This is a genomic window from Marinicauda salina (assembly GCF_003122085.1).
Taxonomy (GTDB): Bacteria; Pseudomonadota; Alphaproteobacteria; order Caulobacterales; family Maricaulaceae; genus Maricicauda_A; species Maricicauda_A salina.
Genome location: NZ_QEXV01000003.1, coordinates 225018 through 241583, shown reverse-complemented (window position 1 = coordinate 241583; position 16566 = coordinate 225018). Strand labels below are relative to the sequence as shown.

General features: G+C 69.6%; 14 protein-coding genes. 8 read left to right on the top strand and 6 right to left on the bottom strand.

Annotated features, from left to right (window positions below):
- From fabG to DDZ18_RS06580, 7 genes are all read left to right on the top strand, one after another.
- Positions 1-738 (top strand): 3-oxoacyl-[acyl-carrier-protein] reductase, encoded by a 738-nt coding sequence (fabG, locus tag DDZ18_RS06610; protein WP_109252582.1) that lies wholly within the window; start codon positions 1-3, stop codon positions 736-738.
- Between the two features lie 188 nt (positions 739-926).
- A complete protein-coding gene (locus DDZ18_RS06605) occupies positions 927-1163 on the top strand; it encodes an acyl carrier protein (protein WP_109252581.1) in 237 nt (78 codons plus the stop codon).
- A 14-nt stretch (positions 1164-1177) separates the two neighbouring features.
- On the top strand, positions 1178-2467 hold the full coding sequence (gene fabF / locus DDZ18_RS06600) for a beta-ketoacyl-ACP synthase II (RefSeq protein WP_109252580.1): 1290 nt from the start codon (positions 1178-1180) through the stop codon (positions 2465-2467).
- A gap of 14 nt (positions 2468-2481) precedes the next feature.
- Positions 2482-3531 carry an endolytic transglycosylase MltG gene (mltG, locus tag DDZ18_RS06595; protein ID WP_109252579.1) on the top strand — a complete coding sequence of 350 codons (1050 nt, stop codon included), beginning with the start codon at positions 2482-2484 and terminating at the stop codon, positions 3529-3531.
- 1 nt (position 3532) lies between these two features.
- A complete protein-coding gene (locus DDZ18_RS06590) occupies positions 3533-4420 on the top strand; it encodes a YicC/YloC family endoribonuclease (RefSeq protein WP_109252578.1) in 888 nt (295 codons plus the stop codon).
- A 3-nt stretch (positions 4421-4423) separates the two neighbouring features.
- Positions 4424-5098 (top strand): guanylate kinase, encoded by a 675-nt coding sequence (gmk, locus tag DDZ18_RS06585; RefSeq protein WP_109252577.1) that lies wholly within the window; start codon positions 4424-4426, stop codon positions 5096-5098.
- Positions 5099-5152: 54 nt separating this feature from the next.
- Complete coding sequence (locus tag DDZ18_RS06580) at positions 5153-7129, top strand: S9 family peptidase (protein ID WP_109252576.1); 1977 nt, start codon at positions 5153-5155, stop codon at positions 7127-7129.
- Between the two features lie 6 nt (positions 7130-7135).
- On the opposite strand, the gene rsmA is transcribed toward DDZ18_RS06580, so the two are convergent.
- The 6 genes from rsmA to DDZ18_RS06550 all read right to left on the bottom strand — a co-directional run bounded on the left by rsmA (position 7136) and on the right by DDZ18_RS06550 (position 14763).
- A complete protein-coding gene (gene rsmA / locus DDZ18_RS06575; RefSeq protein WP_109252575.1) occupies positions 7136-7999 on the bottom strand; it encodes a 16S rRNA (adenine(1518)-N(6)/adenine(1519)-N(6))-dimethyltransferase RsmA in 864 nt (287 codons plus the stop codon).
- Positions 7986-8990, bottom strand: coding sequence for a 4-hydroxythreonine-4-phosphate dehydrogenase PdxA (gene pdxA, locus DDZ18_RS06570; RefSeq protein ID WP_109252574.1), 1005 nt, complete (start codon positions 8988-8990; stop codon positions 7986-7988). The genes rsmA and pdxA overlap by 14 nt, the downstream gene beginning before the upstream one ends.
- Positions 8987-10225 (bottom strand): peptidylprolyl isomerase, encoded by a 1239-nt coding sequence (locus DDZ18_RS06565; RefSeq protein ID WP_109252573.1) that lies wholly within the window; start codon positions 10223-10225, stop codon positions 8987-8989. The genes pdxA and DDZ18_RS06565 overlap by 4 nt, the downstream gene beginning before the upstream one ends.
- Before the next feature lie 83 nt (positions 10226-10308).
- Positions 10309-12474 carry an LPS-assembly protein LptD gene (locus DDZ18_RS06560; protein WP_109252572.1) on the bottom strand — a complete coding sequence of 722 codons (2166 nt, stop codon included), beginning with the start codon at positions 12472-12474 and terminating at the stop codon, positions 10309-10311.
- An 88-nt stretch (positions 12475-12562) separates the two neighbouring features.
- The gene (locus DDZ18_RS06555; RefSeq protein ID WP_233245743.1) at positions 12563-13660 is read right to left on the bottom strand and encodes an LptF/LptG family permease; all 1098 of its coding nucleotides are present in this window, start codon (positions 13658-13660) and stop codon (positions 12563-12565) included.
- Positions 13657-14763, bottom strand: coding sequence for an LptF/LptG family permease (locus DDZ18_RS06550; protein ID WP_109252571.1), 1107 nt, complete (start codon positions 14761-14763; stop codon positions 13657-13659). Before DDZ18_RS06550 ends, DDZ18_RS06555 begins: the two co-directional genes overlap by 4 nt.
- A 155-nt stretch (positions 14764-14918) precedes the next feature.
- On the opposite strand from DDZ18_RS06550, the gene DDZ18_RS06545 reads away from it, so the two are divergent.
- Positions 14919-16397 (top strand): leucyl aminopeptidase, encoded by a 1479-nt coding sequence (locus DDZ18_RS06545; RefSeq protein WP_109253075.1) that lies wholly within the window; start codon positions 14919-14921, stop codon positions 16395-16397.
- Positions 16398-16566 lie beyond the last annotated feature (169 nt).

Below are 16566 nucleotides of genomic sequence, written 5' to 3'. Positions count from 1 at the left end.
ATGTTCGATCTCACCGGAAAGAAAGCCCTCGTCACCGGCGCCACCGGCGGGCTGGGCGGCGCCATCGCCCGCGCGCTCCACGCCCAGGGCGCGACCGTCGCGCTGTCGGGCACGCGCGAGGAGAAGCTCGCCGAGCTCGCCGGCGAGCTCGGCGAGCGCGCTCACGTGACTCCCTGCAATCTCTCGGACGCCGAGGCCGTCGACGCCCTGCCCAAGCAGGCGAGCGAGGCGATGGACGGGCTCGACATCCTCATCTCCAACGCCGGCGTCACGCGCGACCAGCTGCTGATGCGAATGAAGGACGAGGACTGGGAGACCGTCATCAAGGTCAATCTCGAGGCCCACTACCGCCTCACCAAGGGCGTCATGCGCGGCATGATGAAGGCGCGCTGGGGGCGCATCATCGGGATCACCTCGGTCGTGGGCGTGACCGGCAATCCCGGCCAGTCCAACTACGCCGCCTCGAAGGCGGGCATGATCGGCTTCACCAAGTCGATCGCCCAGGAGGTCGCCGCGCGCGGGGTGACGGCCAATTGCGTCGCGCCGGGCTTCATCGCCTCGCCGATGACCGACGCGCTCACCGACGACCAGAAGGACTCGATCCTGGGCCGGATTCCCGCCGGCCGGCTGGGCGCCGGCGAGGACATCGCCGCGGCCTGCGTCTATCTCGCCAGCGATGAAGCGGGTTACGTGACCGGCCAGACATTGCACGTCAATGGCGGCATGGCCATGATCTGACGCGCGCGAGTCGGGGTCGCCGCGCCCGCGTGCGCTCCCGGCTCGGAAGTCGTCGCGGCTGCTGGCATAGCCGGGAAAGGCGTGTTATCAGCCCGCGCACTCCGTTCGGGGGCCGGTTCCCGGGTCGTGCTCCCGTAGTCCCGAGCGGCGTTCTTCAGGCCGCGAAATTATTTTGAGAAGGGTCCGACATGGCTGACGTTTTGGAGCGTGTGAAGAAGATCGTCGTGGAGCATCTCGACGTCGAGGACGACAAGGTCACCGAGAAGGCGTCCTTCATCGACGATCTCGGCGCGGACTCGCTGGACAATGTCGAGCTGGTCATGGCGTTCGAGGAAGAGTTCGACATCGAGATTCCCGATGACGCCGCCGAGCACATCAAGACGGTCGGCGACGCCGTAAAGTTCATCTCCGAGAAGTCCGGCTAAGGCCCGGAGTTTTCATGTCGAAGCGCCGCGTCGTCGTCACCGGTCTCGGACTGGTCACGCCGCTGGGTTGCGGGGTCGAGACCGTCTGGTCGCGCCTTCTGGAGGGCCGGTCGGGCCTCGCCCGCATCGAGCATTTCGAGACCGAGGATCTGAGCTGTCGGATCGCGGGCATCGTGCCCCGCGTCGACGGCCGCAACGGGGGCGGGCCCGATGTCGCGGGCGCGTTCGATCCCGATGCGGTGATGCCGCCGCGCGAGCAGCGGCGCATCGACGAGTTCATCCTCTACGGGATCGCCGCGGCCGACGAGGCGCTCGCGCACTCCGGCTGGGAGCCCGAGGACGAAGAGGCCCGCGAGCGCGCCGGCGTTCTTATCGGCTCGGGAATCGGCGGTCTCCAGACGATCTACGACGCCGCCATCACGCTCAAGGAGAAGGGCCCGCGCAAGCTTTCGCCCTTCGTGATCCCGTCCATGCTGATCAACCTGGCCTCGGGCCAGGTGTCGATCCGTCATGGCCTCAAGGGCCCGAACCACGCCGTGGTCACGGCGTGTTCGACAGGCGCGCACGCCATCGGCGACGCCGCGCGCCTGATCGCCCATGACGACGCCGACCTGATGGTCGCCGGCGGCGCGGAAGCCGCGATCACGCGGCTGGGCTTCGCGGGCTTCGCCGCGGCCCGGGCGCTGTCCACCGGCTTCAACGACGATCCGAAGGCGGCCTCGCGTCCCTATGACAAGGATCGCGACGGCTTCGTGATGGGCGAGGGTTCCGGCATCGTCGTGCTCGAGGAGTACGAGCGCGCCAAGGCCCGCGGCGCGACGATCTACGCCGAGGTCAACGGTTACGGGCTTTCCGGCGACGCCTATCACATCACCGCGCCGGCCGAGGACGGCGACGGCGGGTTCCGCGCCATGAAGGCGGCGCTGAAGAATGCCGGCGTCGACAAGAAGCGGATCGGCTACATCAACGCCCACGGCACCTCGACGCCCAAGGGCGACGAGATCGAGCTCGGCGCCGTCGAGCGCCTGTTCGGCGACCAGGCCGGCGATCTGGTGATGTCCTCGACGAAGTCGGCGGTCGGCCATCTGCTGGGCGCGGCCGGGGCCGTCGAGGCGATCTTCTCCATCCTGGCGATGCGCGACGGCGTCTGCCCGCCGACGCTCAACCTGGACAACCCGTCGGTGGAGAGCCCGATCAATCTCGCGCCGCACACGCCGGTGAAGAAGGATCTGGAAGCAGTGCTGTCCAACTCCTTCGGCTTCGGCGGCACCAACGCGTCCGTGATATTCTCCCGGCCCGACTGAGGGCGCGCGAGATCATGAACGACGAATCCTCCGACCAGGCGCAGACGGACGGCCGGCCGCGAGGCGGGCTCGGCCGGTTCTTCAAGCGGCTCATGATGGCGTTCGCCGGCCTCGCCGCGGCGGGCGTCGCCGCGGGCGTGGCGGGCTATGTCTGGCTGGGCCACGCCTTCAATCAGCCCGGTCCGGCTGAAGAGGACGCCGTCGTCCTGCTGCCGCGGGGCGCCGGGCTGGCGAGCATCGCCGCCCAGCTCGAGCGCGAGGACCTCGTCTCGAACGGGCTGATCTTCCGGATCAACGTGATGCTCGACGGCGGCGAGCGCAGCCTGCGCGCCGGCGAGTACGCCATTCCCGAGAACGCCTCGATGGCGGAGATCTACGACATTCTCCGCTTCGGCGAGACGATCCATTACCCCGTGACCGCGCCCGAGGGTCTGACGAGCGCCATGATCGTCGCCATCGTCGAGGAGGAACCCGTTCTCACGGGCGAGATCGAGACGGTTCCCGCCGAAGGCTCGCTGCTGCCCGAGACCTACATGGTCACGCGGGGGACCGAGCGGCAGGCGGTGATCGACCGCATGGCGGCCGCCCAGGACGCGCTGATGGACGAGCTCTGGGCGGAACGCGCGAGCGATCTGCCGTTCGACACGCGCGAAGAGGCGCTCATCCTCGCCTCGATCGTGGAGAAGGAGACCGGCGTGCCCGAGGAGCGCCCGCTCGTCGCCGGCGTGTTCACGAACCGGCTGCGCCGGGGAATGCGCCTGCAGAGCGATCCCACGATCATCTACGGGCTGACGCAGGGCGAGCCCCTCGGCCGCGGGCTGAGACGCTCCGAGCTCGACGATGTGGATAATCCCTACAACACGTATCAGATCAGGGGCTTGCCGCCCACGCCGATCGCCAATCCCGGGCGCGAGTCGATCGCCGCGGTGCTGAACCCGCCGGAGACCGATTTCCTCTATTTCGTCGCCGACGGCACGGGCGGCCACGCCTTCGCCGAGACGATCTCCGAGCACAATCGCAATGTCGCGCGCTGGCGGCGCATCGAGCGCGAGGCGGAGGGCTGAAATGGCCGCCCCGGTTTCGGGCATGACGGGTTTCGCGCGCGCCCAGCGCGCCGGCGATTTCGGCTCGGTCACCATCGAGGCGCGATCGGTGAACGCCAGGGGGCTCGACGCGCGCCTGCGCACGCCGGCCGTCCTCGATCATCTCGAGGCCGAGCTGCGCAACCGCGTGAAGGCGCGCTTCTCGCGCGGAGCGGTCACCGTCAACGTCACCTTCGAGGAGCCCGCCGGCGCCGACAGCCTGCATCTCGACGAGGCGCGCCTGCGCGCGCTCGCTGAAGCCGGCCGGAAACTCGCCCATGAAGGGCTCGCCGAACCGCCGCGGGCTGACGGCCTGCTGGGGCTGCGCGGCGTGATCGTCTCCGAGGACGCCGCGCCGGATCCCGAGCGCGCCGCCGAGCTGGATGCGGCGACGCTGGCGGCTCTGGACGAGGCGCTCGACGGGCTCGAGGCCGCGCGTCGCGAGGAGGGCGCCGCGCTTGCGGGCGTGATCGAGGGCCAGGTCGCCGAGATCGAGGCGCTCCGTGAACGCGCCGCCGCTCACGCGGCCAGCCAGCCCGCCGCGATCCGCGACCGCATCAAGGCGAAGTTCGACGAGCTTCTGCCGTCGGGGCTCGACGAGGACCGGCTCGCCCAGGAGGCCGCCGCGCTGGCCGTCCGCGCCGACGTGCGCGAGGAGCTCGACCGGCTCGCCGCCCATGTCGAGGCGGCGCGGGCGCTTCTGTCCGGCGGGTCGCCGTGCGGGCGCAAGCTCGATTTCCTGTCCCAGGAATTCAACCGGGAAGCCAACACGCTGTGCTCGAAATCGACCGATCGCGAGCTGACCGATCTGGGGCTGGGCCTCAAGGCGGTGATCGATCAGATGCGCGAGCAGGTCCAGAACGTGGAGTAGGCGATGAGCGAGGCCCTCACCGGACCGGTGTTCCGCGGACGCAGGCGCGGGCTGATGCTCGTGCTGTCGAGCCCGTCGGGCGCAGGAAAGACGACGCTGTCGAAACGCCTGATCGCGCTCAATCCCGATCTCGTGCTGTCGGTGTCGGCGACGACGCGCCCGCCGCGACCGGGCGAGGTCGACGGCGAGGACTACTATTTCATGAGCGAGGACGCGTTCCTCGCCAAGGTCGACGAGGGCGGGTTCTACGAGTGGGCGAAGGTGTTCGACCACTATTACGGCACGCCCAAGACCCCGGTCGAGGAAGCGCTCGAGGACGGCCGGGACGTCGTCTTCGACATCGACTGGCAGGGCGCGCGCGCGCTCGCCGAACACAGCCCCGACGACGTGGTGCGCATCTTCATCCTGCCGCCGTCGCTGACGCTGCTGCGCGAGCGGCTGACCAAGCGCGGCCAGGACACCGACGAGATCGTCGAGGGACGCATGGCGCGCGCCAGGAGCGAGATCGCGCACTGGGACGAGTATGACTACGTCATCCTCAACGATGATTTCTCAAGGGCGCTCGAGAAGTTGTCGGAGATTCTTCACGCAGAGCGTCTGAGGCGGGTCCGCCATCCCTGGCTCGAGGGATTCGTCGAGGCGCTCACCGGCGAAGGTCCGGACCGCTACGATAATTGACTCCCCCCGGCGCGCGGCGCAGCGTTCCCGCCGACGTCGCCAGGGGAGGACTCCATGAATCGCGCTCGCATCTTCGCCGCCGCCGCGCTCGGCTTCGCCGTCGCCTGTTCGCCCTCCGGAGAGGAGGCGGCCGACGGCGCCGCCCCGCGGACCGGAGACGACGCGGTCCAGACCTACGACGCCGCGGCGTTCTTCGAGACGACCAGCTATGTGATGGCGTCGTCGAACGGCCACGGCTTCCGGGCGGCCGACGGCACGCTGCTCATCAGCTCGGACGAGACCGGCGTCTACAACGCCTATGCGCTCGACCCGGCGACCGGCGAGCAGACCGCGCTGACGGGTTCAGAGGACGACGCGACCTTCGCGGTGAGCTGGTTTCCCGATGACGGCCGCGCGCTGGTCTCCGCCGACGAGGGCGGCGACGAGCTCACCCACATCTACGCGCGCGAGACCCACGGAACGCTCGAGGACCTCACCCCCGGCGAGGAGGTGAAGGCGAACTTCATGGGCTGGGCCGAAGACGGCGAGGCCTTCTGGATCGCCACCAACGAGCGCGATGCGGCGGCCTTCGACCTCTACGCCTACGACGCAGACGATTACGAGCGCGCGCTGGTGTTCGAGAACGTCGACGCCTATCAGCTCTCCGACATCAGCCCGGACGGGCGCTGGCTTGCGCTCACGCGTCCGCGCACCTCGGCCGACAGCAACATCTTCCTGGTCGATCTCGAGGCCGAGGCCGCCGAACCGGAGCTGATCACCGAGCACGAGGGCGACATCGCCTACGGCGTCTACGATTTCACGGCGGACTCCGAAACGCTCGTCTACGCCACCAACGAGCACGGCGAGTTCAACCAGGCCTGGACCCGCGACCTGGAGACCGGCGAGACGGCGCCCCTGATCGAGGCGGACTGGGACGTCATGTACGTCTCCGACTCCCCGTCCGGCCGTTACCGGGTCAGCGCGATCAACGCCGATGCGCGCACCGAGGTGACCATCGTCGACACCGAGACCGGCGGCGAAGTGCTGCTGCCGCCGCTGCCCGAGGGCGATCTCGGCCAGGTTCGGTTCGATCGCGACGAACAGCGCATCGCCTTCACCATCGATGCGGCGACCTCGCCGGCGAACATCCACATCGTCGATCTCGAGAGCGGCGATCACGCGCGTCTCACCGACGCCCTCAATCCGGCCATCGACGAGACCGACCTCGTCCCCGCGCAGGTGGTGCGCTTCGAGAGCTTCGACGGGCTGGAAATCCCGGGCGTGCTCTACCGCCCGCACGGCGCGACCGCCGACGCCCCTGTGCCCGCGATGGTCTGGGTCCATGGCGGGCCGGGCGGCCAGAGCCGGGTCGGCTACTCGCCGACGATCCAGCACATGGTCAATCACGGCTACGCCGTCTACGCGGTGAACAATCGCGGCTCGTCGGGCTACGGCAAGACCTTCTTCCACATGGACGACCGGCGCCATGGCGAGGAGGATCTCGGCGACGTGGTCGCCGCGGGAGACTGGCTGCGCTCGCTCGACTGGGTGCAGGACGACGCGGTCGGCGTGATCGGCGGCTCGTACGGCGGCTACCTGACGGCCGCCGCGCTCGCCTTCCGTCCCGAGGCGTTCGACGCCGGCATCGACATCTTCGGCGTCACCAACTGGGTGCGCACGCTCCAATCGATCCCGCCCTGGTGGGAGGCCTTCCGCGAGGCGCTCTACGACGAGATGGGCGATCCCGCCGAGGACGCCGAGCGGCATCGTGCGATCTCGCCGCTCTTCCACGCCGACCAGATCGTCAAGCCGATGCTGGTGATCCAGGGCGCCAACGATCCGCGCGTGCTGCAGGTGGAGAGCGACGAACTCGTCGCGGCGGCCCGCGAGAACGGCGCCACGGTCGAGTACATCGTCTTCCCCGACGAGGGTCACGGCTTCCTCAAGCGCGAGAACCGGATCACCGCGTCGGAGGCCTATGTCGAGTTTCTCGACACCCACCTGAAGGGCGAGGCCGGCGACTCTGAGGCGGCGTCCGAGGCGGCGGAGTAGGCGGGCTCAGCCCTTCGCCGCGCGCCAGGCGCGCGCGAGCCGGAAGAAGCCGGCCGGCTCGATCGTTTCGGCGCGCGCGGCGGGATCGATGTCGGCGGCGGCCAGGAGCGCTTCGGCGGCGGTTCCCGCCTTCGCCGCGGCTGCCGACAGCGAGCGGCGCAGCGTCTTGCGACGCTGGCCGAAGGCGCTCTCGGTGACCGCCTTGAGCGCGTCGAGATCGTCGAAGCGCGCCTCCGCGGGCAGGGGCTCGAACACGACGACCGCGCTGTCGACCTTGGGCGGCGGGGTGAAGGCGCGCGCGGGCACGGTGAAGGCGTAGCGCGCCGAGGCGCGCGCGGCGGTGAGGATCGCGAGCCGGCCATAGGCCTTGTCTCCGACCGCGGCGACGACGCGCTCGGCGACCTCCTTCTGGAACATCAGCACCATGCGGTCCCACCAGACGGGCTCGGCCTCGAGCCACTTGATGAGCAGGGCCGTGCCGACATTGTAGGGCAGGTTGGAGGCGATGATCCGCGGGCTCATTGGCGCCAGCGCGGGCTCGTCGACGTCGAGCGCGTCGGCCTCGACGATGTCGCGGCGGCCGGGCCAGACGTCCGGGAGTTCGGCCAGAGCGGCGGCGAAGCGCCGGTCCTTCTCGATGGCGATCACCCGCCCGGCGCCTTCGGCAAGCAGGGCGCGGGTGAGGCCGCCGGGGCCGGGACCGATCTCGAACACCGTCGCCTCGGTCATGTCGCCGCACAGCCGCGCGATCTTGGCGGTGAGGTTGAGGTCGAGCAGGAAATGCTGGCCGAAGCGCTTCTCCGCGCGCAGGCCGTGCCGGGCGATCACCTCGCGCAGCGGCGGCAGATCGGCCGGGTCACGCGTTGTCATCGGCCCGGGCCCGGTTGTGCGCCATCTCGCCGGCCATCCGGATGGCGGCGATCAGGCTGTCGGCGCGCGCGATTCCCTCTCCGGCGATGTCGTAGGCGACGCCGTGATCGGGCGAGGTGCGCACGATCGGCAGGCCGAGCGTGACGTTGACGCCGCCGTGGAAGTTCAGCGTCTTCACCGGGATCAGGCCCTGGTCGTGATAGAGGCAGATCGCGGCGTCGTATTTCGCGCGCGCCTCGGCGTGGAACATGGTGTCGGGCGGGTGCGGCCCGGTCGCGGCGACCCCCTCGGCGACGAGCGCCTCGATCGCCGGGGCGACGATCTCGATCTCCTCGCGGCCGAGCGCGCCGCCTTCGCCGGCGTGGGGGTTGAGGCCGGCGACGGCCAGGCGCGGCTCGGCGAGGCCGAAATCGCGCGTCAGCGCCTGCTGGACGACCCGGGCGACATGAATGATCCGTTCCGTCGTGATCGCCGCGATCGCCTCGCGCAGCGGCAGGTGGATGGTGACCAGCGCCGTCTTCAGCTCCGGCGCGGCGAGCATCATCACGGGCCCGCGCGGCCCGCTCGTCCCGGCCGATCGCGTCAGGTGGTCGATGAACTCGGTATGGCCGGGAAAGGTGAAGCCGGCCGCGTACAGCGCGGCCTTGGAGACGGGATTGGTCACGACGCCGCCGGCCTCGCCGGAGAGCGCGAGTTCGACGGCGCGCTCGATCGCGGCGATCGTCGCGGCTTCCGGGCTCGCCGAGGCGTCCTGGACGGGCAGGACGGGAAGGCGCTCGGGAAACGCGGCGGCGGCCTCGCGCATGTGCGCGATGACCTGCGGGGCGGTGAGATCCAGCGCGCGCGCGGCGCGCGCCATCGCGTCGGGATCGCCGGTCACGGCGAAACACGCCTCCCTGCGGGCGCGCAGCGCGTTCCAGGCCTTGAGCGCGATCTCCGGTCCGATCCCGGCGGGATCGCCCATGGTCAGCGCGAGCGGAGCGTCATTCAACGGATATCGATCGTGGCTTCCCGCCGGACGTCGCGGAGCCAGCGGCGCGACAGCAGGGAGAGCTGCTGGTTGGTGAGCTGGTTCTCGATCTGATCGGCGCTCGGAATGCCCGCGCCGCCGATCGACCGGTCGCACAGCACGAAGACCTGCAGGCCCGCCGCGGTCTCGATCAGGTCGGTCGCCTGCCCCGGCTCGAGACCCGAGAGGGCGTCGCGGATCCGGGGGATGACGGCGTTCGCGCCGATCGTGCCCAGGTCGGTCGCGATGGCGCCCTCGACCTGTCCGGCGGCCGCCTCGACGCCCTCGCACCCCTCGAGCCGGTCGACTTCCCGCTCGAGCCGGCTGCGGCTGTCCTCGTCGATCTGCGAGGCGGGCAGGGTGATCTGCTTGAGCGTGAGCTGCTCGACGGCCGCGCCTTCGCGGCTGTCGATGAGGGCGATGATCCGGTATCCGCCGGGCACGCGGATGGGCGGGGAGATGGAGCCGGGACCCGGCAATTCCTGGACGGCCTCGGCGATCTGCGGGCGCAGCTGGCTTTCCGTCAGCCAGCCAGTGTCGCCGCCGTTCGCCGCCGACGGCGCGTCGGAGAATTGCTGGGCGAGCGTCGTGAACGAGACGCCCTGATTGAGCTGCTCGTAGACCGTCTGGACCATCCCGCGCGCCCGGTCCTCGTTCTGGCCGGTGACCTCGATGAGGATTTCGCCGAGGCGGTACTGGGGCTCCGAGGCGTTTTGCGCCATCCGCTCGAGCGTCATCTGGATCTGCTGTTCGGAGATGCGCACGCGGCTGCGATAGCGGCCGCTGACGAGGATCTGCCAGGCGGTCTCGGCGCGGATCTGCTGGCGGAGGGTGGCCACGCTGATGCCGTTCGACGTCAGCTGCTGCTCGATCTCCTCGACCGTCGAACCGTTGCGCTCGGCGATATCGGCGATCGCCGCATCCACCTCCTCCTGGGTGACCTCGACCTCGTATTCGCGGGCCTGCTGCAGCTGCAGGGTCTCGTCGATCAACCCGCGCAGGGCCTGGTCCTGGATGCGGACCAGCGCCTCTTCGGTCGGCTGTACGCCGGCGGAGAAGATGATCAGCCGCATCCGGTCGCGCACATCGAGCGTCGTGATCGGCTCGTCATTGACGACGGCGGCGATGCCCTCGACCTGCTGTGCCGGCGCGCGCGGCGCGACCGCCGCCGTCAGGAGGGCGGCGCATAGCGCCAGAACCGCGTATCTTATAGCCATGTCGGCCTGTTCCCGTTCGTGTTCCGCGCGAAGATACCGATCATCCACTGTGAGGCAACGACGCATCTCGGCTGGAGCGGACATCAATCTCCGTCAACACCGCCGAGCGTGAAAAGCGTGAGCTGCAGCTGGACGGACTCGGAGGGGCCGAGATTGCCAATGTCGAAGTCGTCGCGCTCGTAGACGATCCGGAAGTCCGTGCATTCGTCGCGATAGATCACCGCCGCCTGGACCCTGCGACTGATGTCGTTCGCCAGGTCGCGCGTGACCGAGTAGGACACGCTCCAGGAGTCGCGCACCTGGAAGGCGGCGCTGAAGCGGAGCTCCTCGCGCCCGTCGCCGCTGAAGACCGCGTCGTCGGCCAGGCGGGTGTAGTCGGCGTCGGCGGATATGCGCCAGACGTCGAGGCGCGTGCTGAGATCCAGCCGGTTGATGCTCGCGTCCTCGGAGTCGAGCCGCGTGCGGGCCTCGGTCTCGAGATAGCCGAAATCGACCTTCATCTCGGCGATCCAGTCGGAGTCCTCCTCGAACAGGCCGGAGCCTTCGCTGAAGGCCGGATCCCCGTCGAGCCTGCGGCTCCGGCCGCCGAACACCTCCACCGAGGGCAGGCCGCCGCCGGGCGAATCCATCTCGGCGCTGAGGCCGACGTCCAGCCGGACGCCTTCCTCCCAGACGTCGTAGCCGGACGCGCGGTTGCGCGAGAACAGGTTCGAACGATCGAGCTCCACCACGAGGCTGTCGACATTCGGCGCGATGCGGTCGTCGGCGAGTTCGGACGCGGCGGCCAGGTTGACCGTCGGCGCGACGATCACGTCGCCCCATGACGCCCGCCGCACGAACGGCCAGGAAAGTTCGGCGCCGGCCGCGCCCATCGCGCGCGTGAAATTGCGCGTGTCGAGCTCGACGCCGGCGCCGTCGGTCTCGGTCACCGAGTAGGCGTCGACGCGGCCGAGCGCGAACGGCTCGAGGCGCAGGCCGCCCGGCAGCACGGTCGGGCGCGCCCACTCGACATCCGCGCTCGCGCGCACGTAGTCGTCGCCGTCCTCGCGGCGCAGGCCGACCGTGGACAGGCCGCCGTCGAGCCGGCCGGCCCAGTCGGGAAACGGCAGGTCCACATCGAAGCGCGACAGCGGCGCGATCATCGGCAGCGTGTCGTCGTCCTCCCACTCGATCAGCGAGGTGATGCGCGCTGCGGCGATGTCGGCGTAGAAGCGGTCGCCCTTGCCCTGGACATAGAGCTGGCTGATCAGGCGGCGCTTGTCGGCGGTGTAGAAGGAGCGATAGGCGACCGGTTCTTCTTCATAGCTGTAGCGGCGCAGATAGAGATCCTCGGTCGCGGCCTGCGCCCCGAACCCCCAGCGCCACTGGTCGGTGATATCGAATTCGCCGACCGCGAAGACATGACCCCTCGGCTCCTCTTCGCCGAAGAAGCCGTCCTCGTCGAATTCGCGTTCGTAGGTGAAGCTGGTCTCGACGCGCAGCTCGCCGGAGTAGAAGCGCTTGCGGTATTCGAGCTCCAGCAGCGGATTCGCCTCGGTCATGAGCTGCGGGGCGATCGTCAGGTCCTGCGACGGCGAGATGATCCAGACATAGGGCTGCTGGTAGACGAAGCCGAGCCGGTTGGAGATGTCGATGCGCGGCATCAGCAGGCCCGAGCGCCGCGGCGTGGACGGGTCCGGGTGGGAGAAGACCGGCGCGTAGAAAACCGGCGCGCCGAGGATCTCGAGGCGCGCGTCGCGGTAGTAGATCATCTGCGCGTCGCGGTCGCGGACCACGCGGCTCGCCCTCAGCCGCCAGGTCGGCGTGCCTTCGCCGCTCTCGCACAGTTCGCACGCCGTGTAGTAGGCGCTCGACAGCTCCACCGAGCCGTCGGGGCGGCGCAGCGCGTGGGAGGCCGCCGCCCGGCCGTTGTTCTCCAGCATTGTCGCGAAGCTGCGCGCGACGCCCTCGCTGAGCGCGTCATCGAGAACGATCTCGTCGGACAGCTGTGCGGGCTGGTCGCCTTCGTAGATCTCGACGCCGCCGCGCGCGGTGACCCGGCCGAGCCCGGGATTGTAGACGATCTCGCGGGCGATCAGGACGCGATCGCCCGAGCGCATCCGCACGTCGCCGCGCGCGATATAAAGGCCCTCTCGGCGGTCCTCGACGAGTTCGTCCGCCTCCAGATAGACCGGCTCGCGCGAATCGGCGGGGGCGTCCTGGGCGGCGGCGGCGTCCGCGGCGAGGAGCGCGAGGGCGGAGCAAAGCATCCTCAATGGCGTGAACATGCCCGCCGGCCCCTCCGCGCAAGTCCCGAACGCCGCAGCTGTATCGGATCGGCCGCGGCGCGTCCACGCATCACCCGTCCTCAGTGGACGCGATGAAGAACAGCCCGGCCAGGCTGAACAGCGCGGGGGCCGTCCAGGCCGCGGTCACGGGGTTCACCGCGCCCGCCGAGCCGAGATTGATCATCAATTCCTGCATGAAGTAGAGCACGAATCCCGCGAGCCCGCCCGCGATCGCGAACGCCGCCGTTCCACCCAACCGCGTCAGGCGCAGGGTCGCGGCCACGGCGAGCAGCGTCGCCGCTGCGAGCATGAGCGGCTGGGAGAGCAGCGCCTGCCACCTGAGCTCGTAGGCCCGCGAGGAAAGCCCCGCCTCCTGCGCCGAGGCGGCGATGCCGGGAAGCCGCCAGAACGAGACCCCGCCGGGCGAGCGCGCGCGTTCGAACAGCGCCTGGCGGCCGATCGTCGTCGGCAGGGCGATGTCGCCGAGCTCCACGCGGGCCTCGCCGGGGCGGTGTTCGACGGCGTCCGTCATGGACCAGAAGCCGCCGCTGAGGACGGCGCGCGACGCCGTGATGCGCCGGGCGAATTCCGGCGAGCCGGCCGCGCCGGCCTCGTAGATCCGGATGATCGGGTCCGAAAGCGCCGACTCCCCGGCGTCGAGCCCGTCGGCGGTGATGATGGCGTAGCCGTCCTGGGTGGGTTCGCGCAGCCAGACCGGCCCGGTCGCCAGCGCCGCCACGCCGGTTCGGCCGCCGAGCAGGCGCTCGCGCGCGAGTTCGAACCGGGCGTTCGTCGCCGCGCCCAGCGGATTGAGCGCCGTCGCGCCGAGCAGACCGATCACCACGGCGAGCAGGAGCGGCGGCGCGAGGATGCGCCAGGCCGACACGCCCGAGGCGCGCAGGACGATGAGCTCGCTCTGGCGGTTGAGGCGGAAGAAGGTCCACAGCACGCCGAAGAGCATGATGAAGGGCAGGGTCTCCTGGATCAGCATCGGCGCGCGAAGCAGCGTCAGCCAGAAGGCGCGCAGCGCGGAGATGTCGACGCGCGTGGCGATGTCGCGCGAGGTCTCGACGAAATCGACAAGCAGGATCACCGCGCTCACGACCGCCGCGGCGCCGAGGACGCCCCACAGGGTCTGCATCAGGAGATAGCGGTTGATGATGCTCACGCGTGCGCTCCCGCCGCCCGGAACCGCCGCATCGGCCGGCTGATCACGAGGACGGCCCCGATCGAGCCCAGCACGGGAACGGCGTACTGCAGCGCGTTGAGACCAGAATCGCCGGCCGCGGCGGCCTGGACGGCGAATCCCAGCAGACGCAGCATGAGCGCGGCGGCGCTCGCCGCGGCGATGAACCGCCCGTAGCCGGTTCGTCGGAACTCCACCGAGAAATAGGCCGCCGCCGCGATCAGGGCGAAGGCGATATTGTAGAGCGGCGAGGAAAGCCGGTAATGGCCCTCCGCCAGCAGGCTGTCGCGGCTGCTCGCCCGGGCGAGGTCGGTGGCCGTGGGGTCAAGCAGCTCGGAGAGATACTTGTCGCTTTCCTTGAAGAAGAAGGCCGCGCCGGGATCGATGAAGGCGGTCAGATCGAATTCGTATCGTTCGAAGCTCAACGTCGAGAGCTCGCCGTTCTCGTCGATCTGGGTGAGAACGCCGTCGTTGAGCAGCATGACCGGCCCCTCGGCGGTTTGGGTGATGACGCCCTCCGAGGCGGAGTAGGCGACGCCGCCCCGGCCGCGGCCGTCCTCGATGAAGATGTCATGCATCACCCGATTCTCGCCGATCTCGCGCGCGAAGAAGGTGACCTCGCCGCCCAGGGGCACGAACTCGCCCTCGCGCATGAAGCTCGCGGCGAGGTCGGTCCGGATCTCGTAGAGCGCCTGGCGCATTTCCCGGAAGGAGGCGGGCTGGACGAAGAGATTGATCACCAGGTTGGCGAGCGCGACGTAGATCGCCAGCCGGATGAACGGCGTCAGGCGCCCGAAGCGGCTCAATCCGGCCGCCGCGCCGACGATGAACTCCGAATCGGTGGTGAGCCGGTTGAGCGCCACAGCGCAGCCGATGAACAGCGCGATGGGAACGATCAGCGCGATCACCTGCGGCATGGCCAGAAGCGTGATCCAGGCGAACAGCAGCGCCGTGCCGCCTTCGTCCGTGATCAGATCGAGATTCGACAGCGACTGCGTCAGGATCGCCAGCGCCGACAGCGCCAGGATCGCCGTGAGAAACGGCCACAGCGCCTGCCGGAACACGTAGCGTTGGAAGAGCTTCATTGGGCGGGGCCGTTGACGCAGGCGGAAGGACGGTCTTCTAACGCGGCTTTCGATCGGATACCACTCGCTCGACGCGAGCGATCCGGCCGACCCGGCTCCGCGCCTGACCGCCGTCGGGCGCGCCTTCGCGCCGCAAACGAGACACGAGGATGATCATGAAAATCAAGTTCGCTGAAAGCGCCACGGGCGATGCGATCGCCGTTCCGGCGTACGCCGACGCCGTTCTGTCGGAGGCGGCCCGTTCGCTCGATTCCGACAGCGGCGGCGCGCTCTCGCGCGCGCTGCAGGCGTCGCGGTTCAAGGGCGAGGCCGCCGAGGTCCTCGAGCTCGCCGCGCCGTCGGGCGTCGACGCCGACCGGATCATCCTGTTCGGGCTGGGCGAGAAGAAGGACGCCCACGGCAATGTGATCGAGAAGGCCGCCGCAGCGGTGACCAAGCGCCTGCTCACCTCGGGCGCGAAGACGCTGTCGCTCAGGCTCGACGGCGCGGCCGATCTCGAGGCCGCCGCCCGCGCCGGCCTCGGCGCGCGCCTGGCCGCCTATCGCTTCGACCAGTACCGGACGAAGCTCGCCGCCGACAAGAAGCCCTCGCTCAAGACCGTCGAGGTCGTCGTCGACGACGAGAAGGGCGCGAAGAAGGCCTGGAAGGGCTGGGAGGCCGTCGCCGACGGCGTCGAGACCGCCCGCGATCTCGTCATGGAGCCGGCGAACGTCCTCTACCCGGAAGAATACGCCAAGCGCTGCAAGAAGCTGCTCGAGCCGCTCGGCGCCGAGGTCGAGGTGCTCGACGAGGCGGCGATGAAGAAGCTCGGCATGGGCGCGCTGCTCGGCGTCGGCCAGGGCTCGGTGCGCAAGTCGCAGATGGTGATCATGCGCTGGAACGGCGGCAAGGACGGCGACGCGCCGCTCGCCTTCGTCGGCAAGGGCGTGTGCTTCGACACCGGCGGCATCTCGATCAAGCCCGGACCGGGCATGGAGGACATGAAGGGCGACATGGGCGGCTCGGCCGCCGTGGTCGGCCTGATGCACGCGCTGGCGGGCCGCAAGGTGAAGGCCAATGTCGTCGGCGTCATCGGGCTGGTGGAGAACATGCCCGACGGAAACGCCCAGCGCCCGGGCGACATCGTCACCTCGATGTCGGGCCAGACCATCGAGATCCTCAACACCGACGCCGAGGGCCGGCTCGTGCTGGCCGACGCGCTCTGGTACACGCAGGACCGCTTCGACCCGAAATTCATCGTCGACCTGGCCACGCTCACCGGCGCGATCCTGATCTCGCTGGGTCACGAATACGCGGGCATCTTCTCCAATGACGACGATCTCGCCGCCAACATGTCGAAGGCGGGCGTCGCCTCCGACGAGAAGGTCTGGCGTCTGCCGGTCGGGCCCGAATACGACCGCCAGATCGATTCCAAGATCGCCGACATGAAGAATCTCGGGAAGGGCCGCAACGCCGGCTCGATCGCCGCGGCGGTGTTCCTGCAGCGCTTCGTCAACGACAAGCCCTGGTGCCATATCGACATCGCCGGCGCGGGCATGTGGTCGGACTCCGAGGATCCGCGCCTGCCCGCCTTCGGCACCGGCTTCGGCGTGCGCCTGCTCGACCGCATGGTGCGGGATTATTACGAGGGGTGATCGGGCGCTCCGGTCACTTTGCTCCCCCGCTTGCCGGGGAGGTGGCCCGATCCTTCGAGACGCCCGATTTCCCTCATCCTGAGGCGACCCCGGACTTGATCCGGGGGAGCGTCTCGAAGGACGGGAAATCGGGCTCCTCAGGATGAGGGAGGCGTGTTGGAGGGCGAGC